The organism is Enterobacter sp. J49 (assembly GCF_002148625.1).
Classification (GTDB): domain Bacteria; phylum Pseudomonadota; class Gammaproteobacteria; order Enterobacterales; family Enterobacteriaceae; genus Enterobacter; species Enterobacter ludwigii.
This window is the reverse complement of sequence record NZ_MWPY01000037.1, coordinates 557,431-573,961: the sequence shown is the minus strand read 5'-3', so window position 1 is coordinate 573,961 and position 16,531 is coordinate 557,431. Positions and strand designations below refer to the sequence as shown.

General features: G+C 55.5%; 19 protein-coding genes and 1 pseudogene. 16 read left to right on the top strand and 4 right to left on the bottom strand.

What is annotated here, in order from left to right:
• Window positions 1–206 precede the first annotated feature (206 nt).
• The 14 genes and pseudogenes from fliF to rcsA all read left to right on the top strand — a co-directional run bounded on the left by fliF (window position 207) and on the right by rcsA (window position 11,753).
• Window positions 207–1,886 carry a flagellar basal-body MS-ring/collar protein FliF gene (fliF, locus tag BJP35_RS20965; protein WP_025203806.1) on the top strand — a complete coding sequence of 560 codons (1,680 nt, stop codon included), beginning with the start codon at window positions 207–209 and terminating at the stop codon, window positions 1,884–1,886.
• Window positions 1,879–2,877, top strand: coding sequence for a flagellar motor switch protein FliG (gene fliG / locus BJP35_RS20960; protein ID WP_014170730.1), 999 nt, complete (start codon window positions 1,879–1,881; stop codon window positions 2,875–2,877). Before fliF ends, fliG begins: the two co-directional genes overlap by 8 nt.
• Complete coding sequence (gene fliH / locus BJP35_RS20955) at window positions 2,870–3,577, top strand: flagellar assembly protein FliH (RefSeq protein ID WP_032678466.1); 708 nt, start codon at window positions 2,870–2,872, stop codon at window positions 3,575–3,577. The genes fliG and fliH overlap by 8 nt, the downstream gene beginning before the upstream one ends.
• Window positions 3,577–4,947: a flagellar protein export ATPase FliI gene (gene fliI / locus BJP35_RS20950; protein ID WP_032678467.1), complete on the top strand. Its 1,371-nt coding sequence runs from the start codon at window positions 3,577–3,579 to the stop codon at window positions 4,945–4,947. The genes fliH and fliI overlap by 1 nt, the downstream gene beginning before the upstream one ends.
• A 21-nt stretch (window positions 4,948–4,968) precedes the next feature.
• Window positions 4,969–5,412 carry a flagellar export protein FliJ gene (gene fliJ / locus BJP35_RS20945; RefSeq protein WP_014170734.1) on the top strand — a complete coding sequence of 148 codons (444 nt, stop codon included), beginning with the start codon at window positions 4,969–4,971 and terminating at the stop codon, window positions 5,410–5,412.
• Window positions 5,409–6,653: a flagellar hook length control protein FliK gene (gene fliK / locus BJP35_RS20940; protein WP_086463536.1), complete on the top strand. Its 1,245-nt coding sequence runs from the start codon at window positions 5,409–5,411 to the stop codon at window positions 6,651–6,653. The genes fliJ and fliK overlap by 4 nt, the downstream gene beginning before the upstream one ends.
• 106 nt (window positions 6,654–6,759) lie before the next feature.
• The gene (fliL, locus tag BJP35_RS20935) at window positions 6,760–7,230 is read left to right on the top strand and encodes a flagellar basal body-associated protein FliL (protein WP_020883336.1); all 471 of its coding nucleotides are present in this window, start codon (window positions 6,760–6,762) and stop codon (window positions 7,228–7,230) included.
• 4 nt (window positions 7,231–7,234) lie between these two features.
• Window positions 7,235–8,239 carry a flagellar motor switch protein FliM gene (fliM, locus tag BJP35_RS20930; protein ID WP_014170737.1) on the top strand — a complete coding sequence of 335 codons (1,005 nt, stop codon included), beginning with the start codon at window positions 7,235–7,237 and terminating at the stop codon, window positions 8,237–8,239.
• Window positions 8,236–8,649, top strand: a complete 414-nt coding sequence (gene fliN, locus BJP35_RS20925; protein ID WP_014170738.1) for a flagellar motor switch protein FliN — start codon at window positions 8,236–8,238, stop codon at window positions 8,647–8,649. The genes fliM and fliN overlap by 4 nt, the downstream gene beginning before the upstream one ends.
• 2 nt (window positions 8,650–8,651) lie before the next feature.
• Entirely contained in the window at window positions 8,652–9,026 is a 375-nt protein-coding gene (gene fliO, locus BJP35_RS20920; RefSeq protein ID WP_086463535.1) for a flagellar biosynthetic protein FliO, read from the top strand.
• Entirely contained in the window at window positions 9,026–9,763 is a 738-nt protein-coding gene (gene fliP, locus BJP35_RS20915; protein ID WP_008500316.1) for a flagellar type III secretion system pore protein FliP, read from the top strand. The genes fliO and fliP overlap by 1 nt, the downstream gene beginning before the upstream one ends.
• 9 nt (window positions 9,764–9,772) lie before the next feature.
• The gene (fliQ, locus tag BJP35_RS20910) at window positions 9,773–10,042 is read left to right on the top strand and encodes a flagellar biosynthesis protein FliQ (RefSeq protein ID WP_008500315.1); all 270 of its coding nucleotides are present in this window, start codon (window positions 9,773–9,775) and stop codon (window positions 10,040–10,042) included.
• A gap of 7 nt (window positions 10,043–10,049) precedes the next feature.
• A pseudogene (gene fliR / locus BJP35_RS20905) lies at window positions 10,050–10,851 on the top strand (flagellar biosynthetic protein FliR).
• A gap of 278 nt (window positions 10,852–11,129) precedes the next feature.
• The gene (gene rcsA, locus BJP35_RS20900) at window positions 11,130–11,753 is read left to right on the top strand and encodes a transcriptional regulator RcsA (protein WP_008500313.1); all 624 of its coding nucleotides are present in this window, start codon (window positions 11,130–11,132) and stop codon (window positions 11,751–11,753) included.
• 104 nt (window positions 11,754–11,857) lie between these two features.
• On the opposite strand, the gene dsrB is transcribed toward rcsA, so the two are convergent.
• A complete protein-coding gene (gene dsrB, locus BJP35_RS20895) occupies window positions 11,858–12,046 on the bottom strand; it encodes a protein DsrB (protein WP_020883333.1) in 189 nt (62 codons plus the stop codon).
• 129 nt (window positions 12,047–12,175) lie between these two features.
• Between dsrB and yodD the strand changes: the two genes are divergently transcribed.
• Together yodD and BJP35_RS20885 are read left to right on the top strand one after the other, a co-directional pair.
• The gene (gene yodD / locus BJP35_RS20890; protein ID WP_008500310.1) at window positions 12,176–12,403 is read left to right on the top strand and encodes a YodD family peroxide/acid resistance protein; all 228 of its coding nucleotides are present in this window, start codon (window positions 12,176–12,178) and stop codon (window positions 12,401–12,403) included.
• Between the two features lie 302 nt (window positions 12,404–12,705).
• Window positions 12,706–13,506 (top strand): mannosyl-3-phosphoglycerate phosphatase-related protein, encoded by an 801-nt coding sequence (locus BJP35_RS20885; RefSeq protein ID WP_086463534.1) that lies wholly within the window; start codon window positions 12,706–12,708, stop codon window positions 13,504–13,506.
• Here BJP35_RS20885 and dgcQ read toward each other — a convergent pair.
• From dgcQ to BJP35_RS20870, 3 genes are all read right to left on the bottom strand, one after another.
• Window positions 13,491–15,191 (bottom strand): cellulose biosynthesis regulator diguanylate cyclase DgcQ, encoded by a 1,701-nt coding sequence (gene dgcQ, locus BJP35_RS20880; RefSeq protein ID WP_044867762.1) that lies wholly within the window; start codon window positions 15,189–15,191, stop codon window positions 13,491–13,493. The genes BJP35_RS20885 and dgcQ overlap by 16 nt on opposite strands.
• A 73-nt stretch (window positions 15,192–15,264) precedes the next feature.
• Window positions 15,265–15,447, bottom strand: a complete 183-nt coding sequence (locus tag BJP35_RS20875) for a YodC family protein (RefSeq protein ID WP_086463533.1) — start codon at window positions 15,445–15,447, stop codon at window positions 15,265–15,267.
• Between the two features lie 78 nt (window positions 15,448–15,525).
• The gene (locus BJP35_RS20870; RefSeq protein WP_020883330.1) at window positions 15,526–16,437 is read right to left on the bottom strand and encodes a DUF808 domain-containing protein; all 912 of its coding nucleotides are present in this window, start codon (window positions 16,435–16,437) and stop codon (window positions 15,526–15,528) included.
• Window positions 16,438–16,531: the final 94 nt, after the last annotated feature.

Genomic DNA, 16,531 nt, shown 5'->3' with positions numbered 1-16,531 from the left:
TACGGGGTCAAGACTAACAGCTTGTCAATAAGATAATGGCGGTAAATAGCGTGAAAAAACCAGGTTATTTGACGCATAGAAAATCCTGAATCATCAAATAATGGCAGGGCCATCAATATGGAACTTTTGTCGTGTTTGCCGACCCGGGAGTCAGTTTTGTTTCTCTACACGAATAACGTAAACCACCAGGATTTAAGAGGTGCGCAATGAGTGCAACAGCATCGACAGCGCCACAAAATAAATCACTCGAGTGGATGAACCGCCTTCGCGCGAATCCTAAAATCCCGTTGATCGTGGCAGGCGCTGCCGCAATTGCGATCCTTGTAGCGATGGTCTTGTGGGCGAAAAGCCCTGATTACCGCACGCTTTACAGTAACCTTTCCGATCAGGATGGCGGTGCCATCGTCACCCAGCTTACCCAGATGAACATCCCTTATCGCTTTGCGGATAACGGCGGTGCGCTGGAGGTACCGGCTGATAAGGTGCACGAACTTCGTCTGCGCCTGGCGCAACAGGGACTGCCAAAAGGCGGTGCGGTAGGTTTTGAACTGCTGGATCAGGAAAAATTCGGTATCAGCCAGTTCAGCGAGCAGGTGAACTACCAGCGTGCGCTGGAAGGTGAGCTGGCCCGTACGATTGAAACATTGGGTCCGGTGAAGAGTGCCCGTGTGCACCTGGCCATGCCTAAACCCTCCCTGTTTGTCCGCGAGCAGAAATCCCCGTCGGCCTCCGTCACCGTTAACCTCCAGCCTGGCCGTGCAATGGATGAAGGACAAATCAGCGCGGTGACCCATCTGGTCTCCAGCGCCGTTGCCGGTCTCCCGCCGGGTAACGTGACGCTGGTTGATCAAAGTGGTCATCTGCTGACCCAGTCCAATACCGCAGGCCGCGATCTGAATGACGCGCAGCTGAAATATGCCGCGGACGTGGAAAGCCGCGTGCAGCGTCGCATCGAAGCCATCCTTGGCCCGGTCGTGGGTAACAGCAACGTGCATGCGCAGGTTACCGCGCAGATTGACTTCTCTAATAAAGAACAGACCGAAGAGCAATACAGCCCGAATGGCAACCCGGCTCAGGCGGTGATGCGCTCTCGTCAGGTCAATGAAAACGAACAGGTTGGCGGCGCATACCCAGGCGGTGTGCCGGGCGCACTGTCTAACCAGCCAGCACCGGCTAACGCGGCACCAATCTCAACGCCACCGGCTAATCAGCAGAACGGTCAGCAAACGAATCAGCAGACCACATCAACAGCCAGCACCGCCGGTCCGCGTACCAGCAGTCGTAACGAAACCACCAACTACGAAGTGGACCGTACTATCCGCCACACCAAACTGAACGTGGGCGATGTACAGCGGCTGTCGGTTGCGGTGGTGGTGAACTACAAAACGCTGGCGGATGGCAAACCGTTGCCGTTGACCGCCGAGCAGATGAAACAGATTGAAGACCTGACCCGTGAAGCGATGGGTTACTCCGAGAAACGCGGCGACACGCTCAACGTGGTGAACTCACCGTTCAACTCGGTTGAAGAGTCAGGTGGCGAACTGCCGTTCTGGCAACAGCAGGCGTTTATCGATCAGCTGCTGTCCGCAGGTCGCTGGCTGCTGGTTCTGATTGTCGCGTGGCTGCTGTGGCGTAAGGGCATTCGTCCTCAGCTCCAGCGTCGTGCTGAAGCTGAAAAAGCGGCGCGCGAACAGGTCAGTACCCGTCAGGAAGTGGAAGATGCGGTTGAAGTTCGCCTCAGCAAAGACGAACAGATGCAGCAACGCCGTGCTAACCAGCGTATGGGCGCCGAGGTCATGAGCCAGCGCATTCGCGAAATGTCAGATAACGATCCGCGCGTCGTGGCGCTGGTCATCCGCCAGTGGATGGGTAACGAACATGAGTAACACGCTTTCAGGCACCGATAAAAGCGTCATCCTGCTGATGACCATTGGCGAAGACCGTGCGGCCGAGGTGTTCAAACACCTCTCCCAGCGCGAAGTACAGATTCTCAGTGCGGCAATGGCAAACGTACGCCAGATCTCTAACAAACAGCTGACGGAAGTGCTGTCTGAATTTGAGCAGGAAGCCGAACAGTTTGCCGCGCTCAACGTCAACGCCAACGACTATCTGCGCTCCGTGCTGGTCAAGGCGCTGGGCGAAGAGCGTGCTGCCAGCCTGCTGGAAGACATTCTGGAAACGCGCGATACCGCCAGCGGTATTGAGACGCTCAACTTTATGGAGCCGCAGAGTGCCGCCGACCTTATCCGCGACGAGCACCCGCAGATTATCGCCACCATTCTTGTCCACCTCAAACGTGGCCAGGCGGCCGATATTCTGGCGTTGTTCGAAGAGCGCCTGCGTCACGATGTGATGCTGCGTATCGCGACCTTCGGTGGTGTCCAGCCAGCCGCGCTGGCGGAGCTGACCGAAGTGCTGAACAACCTGCTCGATGGCCAGAACCTCAAGCGCAGCAAAATGGGCGGCGTGAGAACGGCGGCAGAGATCATCAACCTGATGAAAACGCAGCAGGAAGAAGCGGTCATTACCGCCGTCCGCGAATTCGACGGCGAGCTGGCACAGAAAATTATCGACGAGATGTTCCTGTTCGAAAACCTGGTCGAAGTGGACGATCGCAGCATCCAGCGCCTGCTCCAGGAAGTGGACTCCGAGTCGCTGCTTATCGCCCTCAAAGGTGCCGAGCAGCCGCTGCGCGAGAAGTTCCTGCGCAACATGTCTCAGCGTGCGGCAGATATCCTGCGCGACGACCTTGCCAACCGTGGCCCGGTCCGTCTGTCTCAGGTGGAAAACGAACAGAAAGCCATCCTGCTTATCGTTCGTCGTCTGGCGGAAACCGGCGAGATGGTGATTGGCAGCGGAGACGACACCTATGTCTAATGAACTGCCGTGGAAGCGCTGGACGCCCGACGATCTGGCGCCTCCCCTGTCAGAGTTCACACCCGCCGTGCTGTCGCCCGAAGAGGGCGACCCGGATGTCGAGCAGCCTGAGCTGAGCGAAGAAGAGCAGCGCGCGCAGATGCTGGCCCAGCTGCAGATGCAGGCCCATGAGCAGGGCTACACGGCTGGCCTGAACGAAGGACGCCAGAAAGGCCACGATCAGGGGTATCAGGAAGGTCTGGCCAAAGGGTTAGAACACGGCATTGAACAGGCGCGCCAGCAACAGGCTCCACTTCACGCCCGTATGCAGCAGCTGGTCAGCGAGTTTCAGCACACGCTGGATGCACTGGACAGCGTCATTGCCTCAAGGCTGATGCAGATGGCGCTGGAAGCCGCCCGTCAGGTGATCGGCCACGCGCCGGCGGTGGACAACACCGCGCTGATTAAACAAATTCAGGGCCTGCTTCAGCAGGAGCCGCTGTTCAGTGGGAAACCGCAGCTGCGCGTGCATCCGGACGACCTCCAGCGCGTGGAAGAGAGTCTGGGCGCGACGCTTAGCCTGCACGGCTGGCGTCTGCGCGGCGACCCGTCGTTGCATCACGGAGGCTGCAAAGTCTCTGCCGATGAAGGTGACCTGGATGCCAGCGTTGCGACCCGCTGGCAGGAACTGTGCCGCCTGGCAGCACCGGGAGTCGTCTGATGACTGCACGCCTCACCCGCTGGCTCAACACGCTCGATAATTTTGAAGCGAAGATGACGCAGCTGCCGTCCGTTCGCCGTTACGGACGACTCACGCGGGCCACCGGCCTGGTGCTGGAAGCCACTGGCCTGCAGCTTCCGCTGGGAGCCACCTGCGTGATTGAGCGTCAGGATGGACAAGAGACGCGTGAAGTTGAGAGCGAAGTCGTCGGCTTTAACGGCCAGCGCCTGTTCCTGATGCCCCTTGAAGAAGTTGAAGGCATTCTGCCCGGTGCGCGCGTGTATGCGAAAAACATCAGCGGCGATGGACTGCAAAGCGGGAAACAGCTCCCGCTTGGCCCTGCCCTGCTTGGCCGCGTACTGGACGGAAGCGGCAAACCGCTGGACGGTCTGCCCTCGCCGGACACCACCGAAACCGGCGCGCTGATCACCCAGCCGTTTAACCCCCTTCAGCGTACCGCCATCGAACATGTCCTCGACACCGGCGTGCGCCCGATTAACGCCCTGCTGACCGTAGGCCGCGGGCAGCGTATGGGCCTGTTTGCCGGCTCAGGGGTGGGTAAATCCGTCCTGCTTGGCATGATGGCACGTTACACCCAGGCCGATGTCATCGTCGTGGGTCTGATCGGTGAACGTGGTCGCGAAGTAAAAGACTTTATTGAAAATATTCTCGGTGCAGAAGGCCGTGCCCGCTCGGTGGTCATCGCCGCACCGGCGGATGTCTCACCGTTACTGCGTATGCAGGGTGCTGCGTATGCCACCCGTATCGCGGAAGATTTCCGTGACCGCGGCCAGCACGTGCTGCTGATTATGGACTCCCTGACCCGCTATGCGATGGCGCAGCGTGAAATCGCTCTCGCCATCGGAGAACCTCCGGCGACCAAAGGTTATCCGCCTTCGGTCTTTGCCAAGCTTCCGGCGCTGGTCGAACGTGCAGGAAACGGCATCAGCGGCGGCGGCTCAATCACCGCTTTTTATACGGTTCTGACCGAAGGCGATGACCAGCAGGACCCGATTGCCGACTCCGCGCGTGCGATCCTCGACGGTCATATTGTGTTATCGCGCCGTCTGGCCGAAGCCGGCCACTACCCGGCAATTGATATCGAAGCATCAATCAGCCGTGCAATGACGGCATTGATCACAGAGAAGCACTACGCCCGCGTGCGTAACTTCAAACAACTCCTCTCCAGCTTCCAGCGCAACCGCGATCTGGTGAGCGTGGGGGCGTATGCCAAAGGCAGCGACCCGATGCTCGACAAAGCGATTAGCCTGTGGCCGCAGCTGGAGGCGTTTTTGCAACAAGGTATTTTTGAACGCGCCGACTGGGAAGACTCACTCCAGGCACTGGAGCTGATTTTCCCGCAGGTGTAACACAGGTGGAGGGCGAAGGTCATGGCGCAAAACAGCGCGTTATCAACGCTGAAAGATCTGGCTGAGAAAGAAGTTGATGATGCCGCATTGCAGCTTGGCGCAATGCGACGCGGGTGCCAGCAGGCTGAAGAGCAGTTGAAGATGTTAATCGACTATCAGCATGAATATCGCACCAACCTCAATACCGATATGACACAAGGCATTGGAAGCCAGCGCTGGATTAACTATCAGCAGTTTATTCAGACGCTGGAAAAGGCGATAGAACAGCATCGCCAGCAGCTTAACCAGTGGACCCAGAAAGTCGACACCGCGCTGAATTTCTGGCGCGAGAAAAAGCAGCGACTGCAGGCCTGGCAGACCTTACAGGACCGACAGATCGCGGCAACGACCCTGGCGGAAAACCGTCTGGATCAGAAGAAAATGGATGAGTTTGCCCAGCGCGCATCAATGAGGAAACCGGAATGATCACATTGCAACAACTGCTGATGACCGACAGCGACCTGTCGGGTGGCATGCAAACAGGGAAAGGCACCGACGGTGCACAAGACTTTCTTTCTCTGCTGGCAGGCGCCCTGACTGACGCAACAGGCCATAGCAACGATGCGCCGCTGACGCTGGCTGACCTGAAAGCAGCCGGCAGTAAGCTGTCAAAAGTTGCTCAGGAAGCCGGGGGAGAGAACACCCTGCAGGCCAAAATAGCCAACCTGCTCTCGCGTCAGCCAGCCCTGACAGGCGATGAACCGACAGCAGCCACCCCGCTGGAAACCCTCGTTTCCGGGCTGGTGCCGGTTTCAAAAGGTGATGCCCTGAAGACCCTGAGCGCGGTGAAAACGCAAGATGACAGCAAAAGCGAGCTGAGCGAAGAAGAGCTGGCAGGGTTGAGCGCGCTGATGGCGATGCTGCCCCACCAGCAGACGGCAACGCCGGTGGCCTCTGGCGCGACAGGTATTGGCGTGACGGCGAAATCAACGCTGAACGCTGCCGCGCTTTCGCAAAATGGTGCAGGTCAACAGTCCATAAGCACCCTGCTGGCGGGCCATGAAAAAGCGCAACAAGCGTCGACTTATCAGGCGCAGGCGCAGGCGCAAAACGCCGATCCGTCTCAACCGGTCAACGCACCGGCGACCCCGATCGTGGCCGCCGCCGCTGAGAAGCAGGATCTCGCCAGTTCACCCTCTTCAACAGCCCCAACCGCAACGCTTGCGCCCGTCATTTCCAGCAACGTCACCAGCCACGCTGCCGCAACCGTTGCCACGGCACCGGTATTGAGCCAGCCGCTGGGAACCCAGGAGTGGCAGCAATCCCTGAGTCAGCACATTACGTTGTTCACGAAACAGGGCCAGCAAACCGCAGAGTTGCGTCTGCACCCGGAAGATCTGGGTCAGGTCCAGATTACCCTGAAACTGGATGATAACCAGGCACAGCTGCAAATGGTGTCAGCGCACAGCCACGTGCGTGCGGCCCTGGAAGCTGCACTGCCGGTCCTGCGCACGTCGCTTGCTGAGAGTGGCATTCAGCTCGCGCAAAGCAGTGTCAGCAGCGAGAGCTTTGCCGGACAGCAGCAGTCCTCCTCTCAACAGCAGCAACAGGCTTCACGTTCCGGTAATACCGGCGGTTTTAATGAGGAGAGCGATGAGTTACTGCCTGCCCCTGCCGCCCTGCAATCCGCGGCGCGTGGCAACAGTGCCGTAGACATCTTTGCCTAAACGCCAGAGGTAGCGTGATTATCCCCGTCTTTTCCACGCTTTGACGACAGCAGGACACGGGATAATCACCTTATTAAGCTGTACCGAAACAGGAAGCTCGTATCAGATGACTGACTCCGCGATCACCAAAAAAAGCAAGCGTTCCATCTGGATCCCGCTGCTGGTGTTAATCACGCTCGCCGCCTGCGCTACCGCGGGCTATAGTTACTGGCGTATGCAGCAGGAACCTTCTACCGCTGCGGCCAAAGCCGAACCGCCTCCTCCGCCGGCACCGGTATTCTTCCCACTGGATACCTTCACCGTGAATCTGGGTGATGCGGATCGTGTGCTGTATGTGGGTATTACGTTACGCCTGAAAGATGAAGCCACGCGTGCGCGCCTGAATGATTATCTTCCTGAAGTGCGTAGCCGTCTGCTGCTGCTGTTCTCTCGTCAGGACGCCTCAACGCTTGCTACCGATGACGGTAAGCAAAAGCTGGTCGACGCCATTAAACAGACGCTGGCGACCCCGCTGGTAAACGGTCAACCCAAGCAGGAAGTCACTGACGTTCTGTATACAGCCTTCATACTGCGGTAACGACATGGGCGACAGTATTCTTTCTCAGGCAGAAATCGACGCGCTTCTTAACGGCGACAGCGATAAGAACGATGATCCGCAACCGGGTATTGGCGGCGATAGCGATATTCGTCCTTATGATCCCAATACCCAGCGCCGCGTAGTACGTGAACGTCTACAGGCGCTGGAGATCATTAACGAACGCTTTGCACGTCAGTTCCGTATGGGGCTGTTTAACCTGCTGCGTCGTAGCCCGGATATCACGGTCGGTGCGATCCGCATCCAGCCGTATCATGAGTTTGCCCGCAACCTGCCGGTGCCAACGAACCTTAACCTGATCCACCTGAAACCGCTGCGCGGCACAGGTCTGGTGGTGTTTTCGCCAAGCCTGGTGTTCATTGCGGTGGATAACCTGTTTGGTGGCGACGGGCGTTTTCCGACCAAAGTGGAAGGGCGTGAATTTACCCACACCGAGCAGCGCGTCATCAACCGCATGCTGAAGCTGGCGCTGGAATCTTACAGCGACGCGTGGAAAGCGATTAACCCACTGGAAGTGGAGTACGTACGTTCTGAGATGCAGGTGAAATTTACCAATATCACCACCTCCCCGAACGATATCGTTGTTAATACCCCGTTCCATGTGGAGATCGGTAACCTGACCGGTGAGTTCAACATCTGCCTGCCGTTCAGCATGATCGAACCGCTGCGTGAACTGCTGGTCAACCCGCCGCTGGAGAACTCACGCAACGAAGATCAGAACTGGCGTGAAAACCTGGTGCGTCAGGTTCAGCATTCTCAGCTTGAGCTGGTGGCGAGCTTCGCGGATATCCCGCTGCGCTTATCCCAGATCCTGAAATTACAACCCGGCGATGTTTTGCCGATAGAAAAACCCGACCGCATTATTGCCCATGTGGATGGTGTCCCCGTGCTGACAAGTCAGTACGGCACAATTAACGGTCAGTATGCGTTACGCGTTGAGCACTTGATCAACCCGATATTGAATTCGCTGAATGAGGAACAGCCCAAATGAGTGACATGAACAATCCGTCCGATGAAAACAGCGGAGCACTGGACGATCTGTGGGCTGACGCGTTAAACGAGCAAAAAACGACTCCGGCCAAAAGTGCAGCGGATGCTGTGTTCCAGCAGCTCGGCGGCGGCGATGTCAGCGGTACGCTGCAGGATATTGATCTGATTATGGATATCCCGGTTAAGCTGACCGTGGAACTGGGCCGCACCCGCATGACCATTAAAGAGCTGCTGCGTCTGACGCAGGGTTCCGTGGTGGCCCTTGACGGGCTCGCCGGCGAACCGCTGGATATTCTGATCAACGGTTATCTCATTGCCCAGGGTGAAGTCGTGGTGGTTGCCGATAAATACGGCGTGCGCATCACCGACATTATTACGCCATCTGAACGTATGCGTCGTCTGAGCCGTTAAGCATGAAAACCCAGGCAACAATATCACAGCCCTCTGCCGTTCCCGGCTCTCCGCTGCTCCAGGTGAGCGGCGCGTTGCTCGGTATTATTGCCTTTATTCTTATCGCCGCATGGCTGGCGAAGCGCTTCGGCCTGGCGGGTAAAACCGCCGGTACCCGCGGTCTGAAGGTCAGCGCCAGCACGACACTGGGGCCACGCGAGCGCGTGGTCGTTGTCGATGTGGAAGATACACGGCTGGTGCTGGGCGTGACTGCCTCCAGCATCAACGTCTTGCATAAACTGCCGCCAGCCCCGGCAACGGGTGACGAGCGCGCAGAAGTCCCTGCGGATTTTCAGTCCGTCATGAAGAGTTTGCTTAAGCGTTCCGGGAGATCCTGATGCGCCGTTTGTTATCCCTTACGCTTGCGGGCGTCGGCCTGTTTGCCCCTGCGGTTTATGCACAACTGCCCGGTCTGGTCTCAACCCCTCTTGCAGGCGGCGGGCAAAGCTGGTCGCTGCCGGTGCAGACGCTGGTTTTCATCACCTCGCTGACGTTTATTCCGGCGATCCTGCTGATGATGACCAGCTTCACCCGAATCATCATCGTCTTTGGCCTGCTGCGCAATGCGCTGGGCACCCCGTCCGCGCCGCCTAACCAGGTACTGCTGGGCCTGGCGCTGTTTTTAACCTTTTTCATTATGTCGCCGGTTATCGACAAGATTTATACCGACGCATACCAGCCGTTTAGCGAAGATAAAATCTCCATGCAGGAGGCGCTCGATAAAGGGGCTCAGCCGCTGCGTGAGTTCATGCTCCGCCAGACCCGGGAAGCGGACCTGGCACTCTTCGCCCGCCTGTCCAATACCGGCGAGCTTCAGGGACCGGAAGCCGTTCCGATGCGTATTCTGCTGCCTGCGTATGTCACCAGTGAGCTGAAAACGGCCTTTCAGATTGGCTTTACCATCTTTATTCCGTTCCTGATTATCGATCTGGTGATCGCCAGCGTTCTGATGGCGCTCGGGATGATGATGGTGCCCCCGGCCACCATTGCCCTGCCCTTTAAGATCATGCTCTTTGTCCTGGTCGATGGCTGGCAACTGCTGGTCAGTTCGCTGGCGCAGAGTTTCTACAGTTAAGGAGCCGTAATGACGCCAGAATCGGTCATGATGATGGGCACGGAAGCGATGAAAATCGCGATAGCCGTTGCCGCGCCGTTACTGCTTGTCGCGCTGGTGACCGGTCTGATTATCAGTATCCTGCAGGCCGCCACGCAGATTAACGAAATGACGCTGTCATTTATCCCAAAAATCATCGCCGTGTTCGTGGCGATTATCGTTGCCGGGCCGTGGATGCTGAACCTGTTGCTGGACTATATGCGCAACCTGTTTACCAATCTGCCGTACATCATCGGCTGACCCGACGATGCTGCACTTCACCAGTGACCAGTGGGTTCAATGGCTTGGCGTCTATTTCTGGCCGATGCTGCGTATTCTGGCGCTGATTACAACGGCCCCCATTCTCAGTGAGAAAACGATACCCAAGCGCGTCAAAGTGGGGCTGGGCATCATCATCACCATTATCGTCGCCCCTTCTCTCCCGCCCGTGGATATTCCGATCTTCTCGGCGAAAGCGGTGTGGGTTGCACTGCAACAGGTGATGATTGGCGTGGCCGTAGGCTTTACCATGCAGCTTGCCTTCGCGGCCGTGCGGACCGCCGGCGAACTGATTGGCCTGCAAATGGGTTTATCATTCGCCACGTTTGTGGATCCCGGTAGCCACCTCAACATGCCGGTGCTGGCGCGCATTATCGATCTGCTCGCCATGTTGCTGTTCCTGTCGTTTAACGGCCATCTGTGGCTCATCTCCATGCTGGTGGATACTTTCCATACGCTGCCGATTGGGGAAAACCCGGTGAACAGCAACGCGTTTCTGGCGCTTACGCGTGCGGCCGGGCTTGTTTTCCTGAACGGCCTGATGCTGGCGCTGCCGATCATCACCCTGCTGCTGACCGTGAACCTCGCTTTAGGCTTACTCAACCGAATGGCACCGCAGCTCTCGGTGTTCGTCATTGGTTTTCCGCTGACGCTGACGGTCGGTATTTTATTAATGTCATTACTGATGCCCCTTATCGCCCCCTTCTGTGAGCACTTATTCGGCGAGATATTCAATCTGTTAGCAGATATTGTCAGTGAGCTACCGCGTAAATAATAGCCCTCACAGTTGATATTGTCTTTCTGAGGATATTCCTAAAATAAAACGTGAAAAACATCTTCCAGGATATATCTGACGCGGTTTAATTGTTTCTAACCACCTCACAATACTTAATATTTACTTTACTTTAAGAAGATTCCTGGCAAATTATACGTAACTTTACGGGATAGTGAGTCCGCCTGAAAGTCTTTGTCATGCTCACAGGTTTATTAATTTTTTCCATCCCGTATGGCTGTTATGAGCTCTCAGGCAGATGGTGAATTATCGTTACGCATTGAGTGAGGGTATGCCATGTCAACGATCATTATGGATTTATGCAGCTACACCCGGCTAGGGTTAACCGGGTACCTGGCAAGCAGAGGGGTAAGAAAGAGAGACATCAACGATGCACACACCGTTGACGAACTCGCAGCCGCTTGTGACGAACTTAAACCAGGCGTGGTGTTTATTAATGAGGACTGTTTCATTCACGATCCAGCCAACAGTCAGCACATTAAGCAAATCATTAATCAGCATCCAAAAACCCTGTTTATTGTTTTTATGGCGATCGCGAATATCCATTTCGATGAGTATTTGTTGGTTCGTAAAAATTTATTGATCAGTTCTAAATCGATTAAACCAGAGTCGCTGGATGACATTCTGGGTGATTATTTGAATAAAGAAGTTAAAAATGTAGGAGCGGTTAACTTACCCACCCTATCATTAAGCAGGACTGAATCAAGCATGCTGCGAATGTGGATGGCAGGGCAAGGGACTATTCAGATCTCAGACCAGATGAATATTAAAGCCAAAACCGTTTCGTCACATAAAGGAAATATTAAAAGGAAAATTAAAACGCATAATAAGCAAGTGATCTATCACGTGGTACGCCTCACCGATAATGTGACGAACGGGATTTTCGTCAACATGCGTTAGTCGCTAAAAAAACCCTTTGCACCCTACCTTTGATCTCTGGCCTGGCCAGAGATTTTTGCTTCTGTGGACAGTGTCGGGCGCGCCAGTCGCCACCCGACGCCATGCTATTGCGCCTTCTCTACAAAGATGCCATCCGGGTGTCCCAGTTCGTTAAAAAACCAGATGCCGAGCGGGTAGTCTTCAAGTGATACCAGGTACATCGTGCCTTCACTAAACTCTTCAATTGCCAGGACCACACCCGGGCGGCGCGGCCCACCGTCCGTTTTAACGGTTACCCGATCGTTGACCTTCATACGTTCCTCCTCTGGTTTTGAGCCAGTGTAGAACAAAACGCCTTAACTGGCATCGCTGCCCGGTGCGAATGGCGTTTTTGTGCGCAGTCTATACTTACGGTTGGAGACGGCAAAATGAGGTACCCCGTAATGAAGACCGACAAAGAGTACAGCGACACCATCAAACGCGAGGTTGAGGTGGATGTCGATGCCCTGCTGGCCGCCATCAATGAGATCAGTGAGTCAGAAGTCCGTCGTTCGGACGACAATTCAGACAGGGTCATTGTGAACGGAAGGGATTATCACACCTACCGTGAACTGGCGGAGGCCTTCGAGCTTGATATACACGATTTTAGCGTGTCTGAAGCAAATCGTTAGGACGAAAAAAATCCCGGTCATGGGGATGGCCGGGATCAAAACTTGCTTATGCAAGAAGCACTTGAAAATTCGTTACACCAGGAAATCTGATGTACACAAAACACTATCCTCAACCATTTTGTATGACAAGCATATATTCTCATGGCGAATATAATATTTGGTACATAATAAATTTAGTTATGAGGGACAACATGCGCTGCATGCGGGTTTGGCAGGAGAGATACCCTTTTGCCTGACTTAAGCATTAGGAATTTTTTTAGGAATATTCTTAGGTGGAAGTTTGTCAGTTATCAGGAGTCGTTATGCCTTCACTGCAGGATAGCCTGCTGATCTTTTCCGATCTCGACGGCTCGTTGCTCGATATTCATACGTACGAGTGGCAACCGGCCATGCCCTGGCTGGACACCCTCCAGGATAATCAGGTGCCGGTTATTCTCTGCAGCAGCAAGACCGCGGCAGAAATGCTGGATATCCAGCAGGATCTGGGTCTGGAGGGGTTACCCTTCATAGCTGAGAATGGCGCGGTGATTCAACCCGACGTGCGCTGGGAGACAGGTCAACGCCACATCAGGGGGATGACGCACCGTGACATTCGCCCGCTGATCGACCAGATTCGCCAGCAGCGGGGCTTTAAATTCACCACCTTTGATGACGTCGACGAACGGGTTATCAGCGAGTGGACGGGGCTGACGCGCTATCGCTCGACCCTCGCGCGCCGACACGAAGCCTCTGTCACGCTCATCTGGCGCGACAGCGATGAAAAAATGGCGCCATTTGACGAGGCGCTGGCGCAGTGCGGCCTGAAATGCCTGCAGGGAGCCCGCTTCTGGCATGTTCTGGATGCTCGCTGCGGTAAAGACGTTGCGGTTGACTGGCTGATTGAGCAGTACCGTGCGCGGGAAGGCATTGTGCCGGTCACTCTGGGGCTTGGCGATGGTCCAAATGATGCCCCGCTGCTGGACAGCGTGGACTACGCCGTGGTGATCAAGGGTATTAACCGGCAGGGCATCACGTTACGTGACGATAACCCCGCCCGGGTGTACCACACGCAACAGCCCGGACCCGTGGGCTGGCAGGAGGGGCTGGATCACTTCTTATCCTGATCGTGCCAGAACACCCGGTTGCGCCCGCACTGCTTGGCCTGATACAACCGGGCATCCGCCACTGACTGCAACTGTTCGAAATCGTAATTGTCCTTTTCCTGGGCGCTACTTACCCCCAGTGAGGCACTGATACGCACGGTGGTACTCTTTTTCACCAGGATCTCTTTACTGTTGATGCGTGAGCGAATGCGTTCCGCAATCCCCCTCGCCTCTTCAAGCCCGCTGCCGGGCAGTACCACGCAGAACTCTTCCCCACCCACGCGTCCGGCAACATCATTCTTGCGCAGTGCGCTGCCAATCAGGCCTGCGGCATGGGAAAGCACTTTGTCCCCGGCCTGATGGCCAAAGCGATCGTTAATGCTTTTAAAATGGTCGAGATCGATTTGAATCACCGAGAACGGCAGCGACTGCTGCCGACATTTTTCCGACAGCATTTTGGCACGCTCAAACAGGGCACCACGGTTATTCAGGCGGGTGAGCGGATCGTGCCAGGCCTGCCACTGCAAAGAGTGCTGAAGCGTGTACATATTGCTGACCATCCGACGGATAACCAGCCACGAGATAAGAAGCATGGCGGTGAAGAGTGCCCAGAGCAGCGCCAGCACGATACTGATACTGCCGAAGTCCCCCTTCACGCCTTCATGCAGGGTATGAACGCGTAAAATCACACCATCGAAGTGATCGAGCCGCTCCCAGCTGATAAAGCGGCTTCCGAGGCGGATCCCCCCGCCGGTATCGTTCTCAATCGCGTGCGCTATCTGCGCCGTTTCGCGTTCGTCAAACCGGTTCACCAGACTACCGGTCTCTTCTGACGTGGCAATCATATTCAGCCGGGTGTCGTACAGCTGATATTCCCCCTCTGTACGCTCTTGCGTTGCCTCTTCCAGCAGATGTTTCATGGTCTTCAATGAGAAATCCATCGCCACAACGCCATACCAGTAATGGTCAAAATAGATCGGTACGCTGGCCGTGATCATCCGTTCACCACCGGTCCAGGGCGACGGGCTGGAGATAAACCAGCGCACCGCGCGAGCGCGATTGTTACGTTCAGACTGCTGGGTAAACCACGGCTGGGTAACCAGATAGTAATAGCGCTGGCTAATATCACTCGTCTGTTCAGGCGTGTCCGTCGCAAGGTAAAACCCGGCGCGTGACGCATAGATAACCCGCTCTTCACTTTGCCCCACCGAGGACGCCAGTCGGAGTAAATACCCCACTTCGAGGGCGGCAGAAATTTCATTGCTGATACGCTCAGGATCACGATTCAACAGCGTGGTTTTTTCGACGAACGCATCCGACACGCCGTTAATGGGGAGAGTGCGTTTTTTATCAACGGCGAGCTGCCAGCTGGGGCGCGTGCGAAAGGCGTTAAAGCGTGAAATCGCTTCATACAGGACATCAAAGGCCAGCGGCGTCTGGATGGCATCACGCATGCTTTTGCGGAAAAACAGCATTTTATCCACGCTGTACTGTAACTGCCGGTCCAGCGAAGTGGCTACCGTTTCCAGATGATTACGCTGGCTGGAGATATACGCATCTTCCAGTACCACCACCTCTCGCCAGGTCAGGAGCGTGGAAAATATCAGTACGATGAGAAAACAGAGATTAACAATCAACCCCGGATTGCTACGCATATGCAGCCATTGCAGAAAAGATCGTCTTACAACAAAGGTCTCGCGCTGCACACACACTCCCTGATTACTGCCCGACGCCGGATACGGAAGGTAAAAACGCCCGGCAAAGCCGGGCGTTATGTCATTAAGCCTTGTCTCGCTTGCGCTGCCCGTCTCCCGGCTGAAGCTCATCTTCACGGAACGCTTCCCGCTTGATGCTATAACCGTCGTGCCACCGGCATTCCACCATACCGCTGGAAAACCCGGTGACAATCATACGTGGGCCGCCCTTCTTAGGCTTAACTTCATCACTGACCAAAAAGACCATACCTGCCTCCTGTATCAGGGTGAAACGTTTTCAATTTAGACGAGGAATGATCTTTTTGCACCCCGCAACAGGTAACAATTAGTGCGACGTTCCGCGGATTTTTTCGACCAGTTTTACGGCCCCAACCACGATAATGCCAATGATAAAGCCCAGCACAAGATTAAGCAGCGTGGGCAGAATTGCCGCCACTATGCTGCCCTGCGCCGAGGCGAAATGTTCAATAGCATGATGCAGCGGCGCGATACCGTGAACCACAATACCGCCTCCGACAAGGAACATCGCCAGCGTGCCAACCACTGACAGGCTCTTCATCAGCCAGGGTGCGGTCACCAGCAGGCTTTTGCCGATACCTTTGGCGATAGCGCTCGATTTTTCTTCCAGCCAGTAGCCGATGTCATCCAGCTTAACGATAAGCCCCACCAGCCCGTACACCCCCACCGTGACCAGAATGGCGATCCCGGAGAGGATCAGGACCTGGTTCAGAAGCGGTGCTTCAGAGACAATACCTAACGTAATGGCCACGATCTCCGCCGACAGAATAAAGTCGGTACGAATGGCGCCTTTCACCTTATCACGCTCGAAGGTTTTAGGATCCTGCGCCGCCAGCGCCTCAAGACGCTGCTGGCGCATTTCCGGCGTGTCACTGTTCTTACGTGCGGCGAACGAGTGCAGGATCTTCTCAGCGCCTTCGAAGCATAAAAATGCGCCGCCAATCATCAGCAACGGCGTGATCGCCCATGGGATAAACGCGCTGATCAGCAGCGCAAGCGGCACCAGGATCACCTTATTCAGGAATGAACCTTTCGCTACGCCCCATACCACCGGTAATTCACGGTTGGCCCGAACGCCGCTCACCTGCTGGGCGTTGAGCGATAAATCGTCTCCCAGAACCCCGGCGGTTTTCTTCGCCGCCAGTTTTCCCATCACCGAAATGTCATCCAGTAAGGTGGCAATATCATCCAGTAATGTTAATAAGCTACTTCCTGCCAAAATCTCATTCCTTCTTTTTTTGGTAATTAAGTGAATAGTATGGAGCAAAAGTGTAAACCCGGAAACAGGCACCTCGCGTCAACAAAAAATTCAC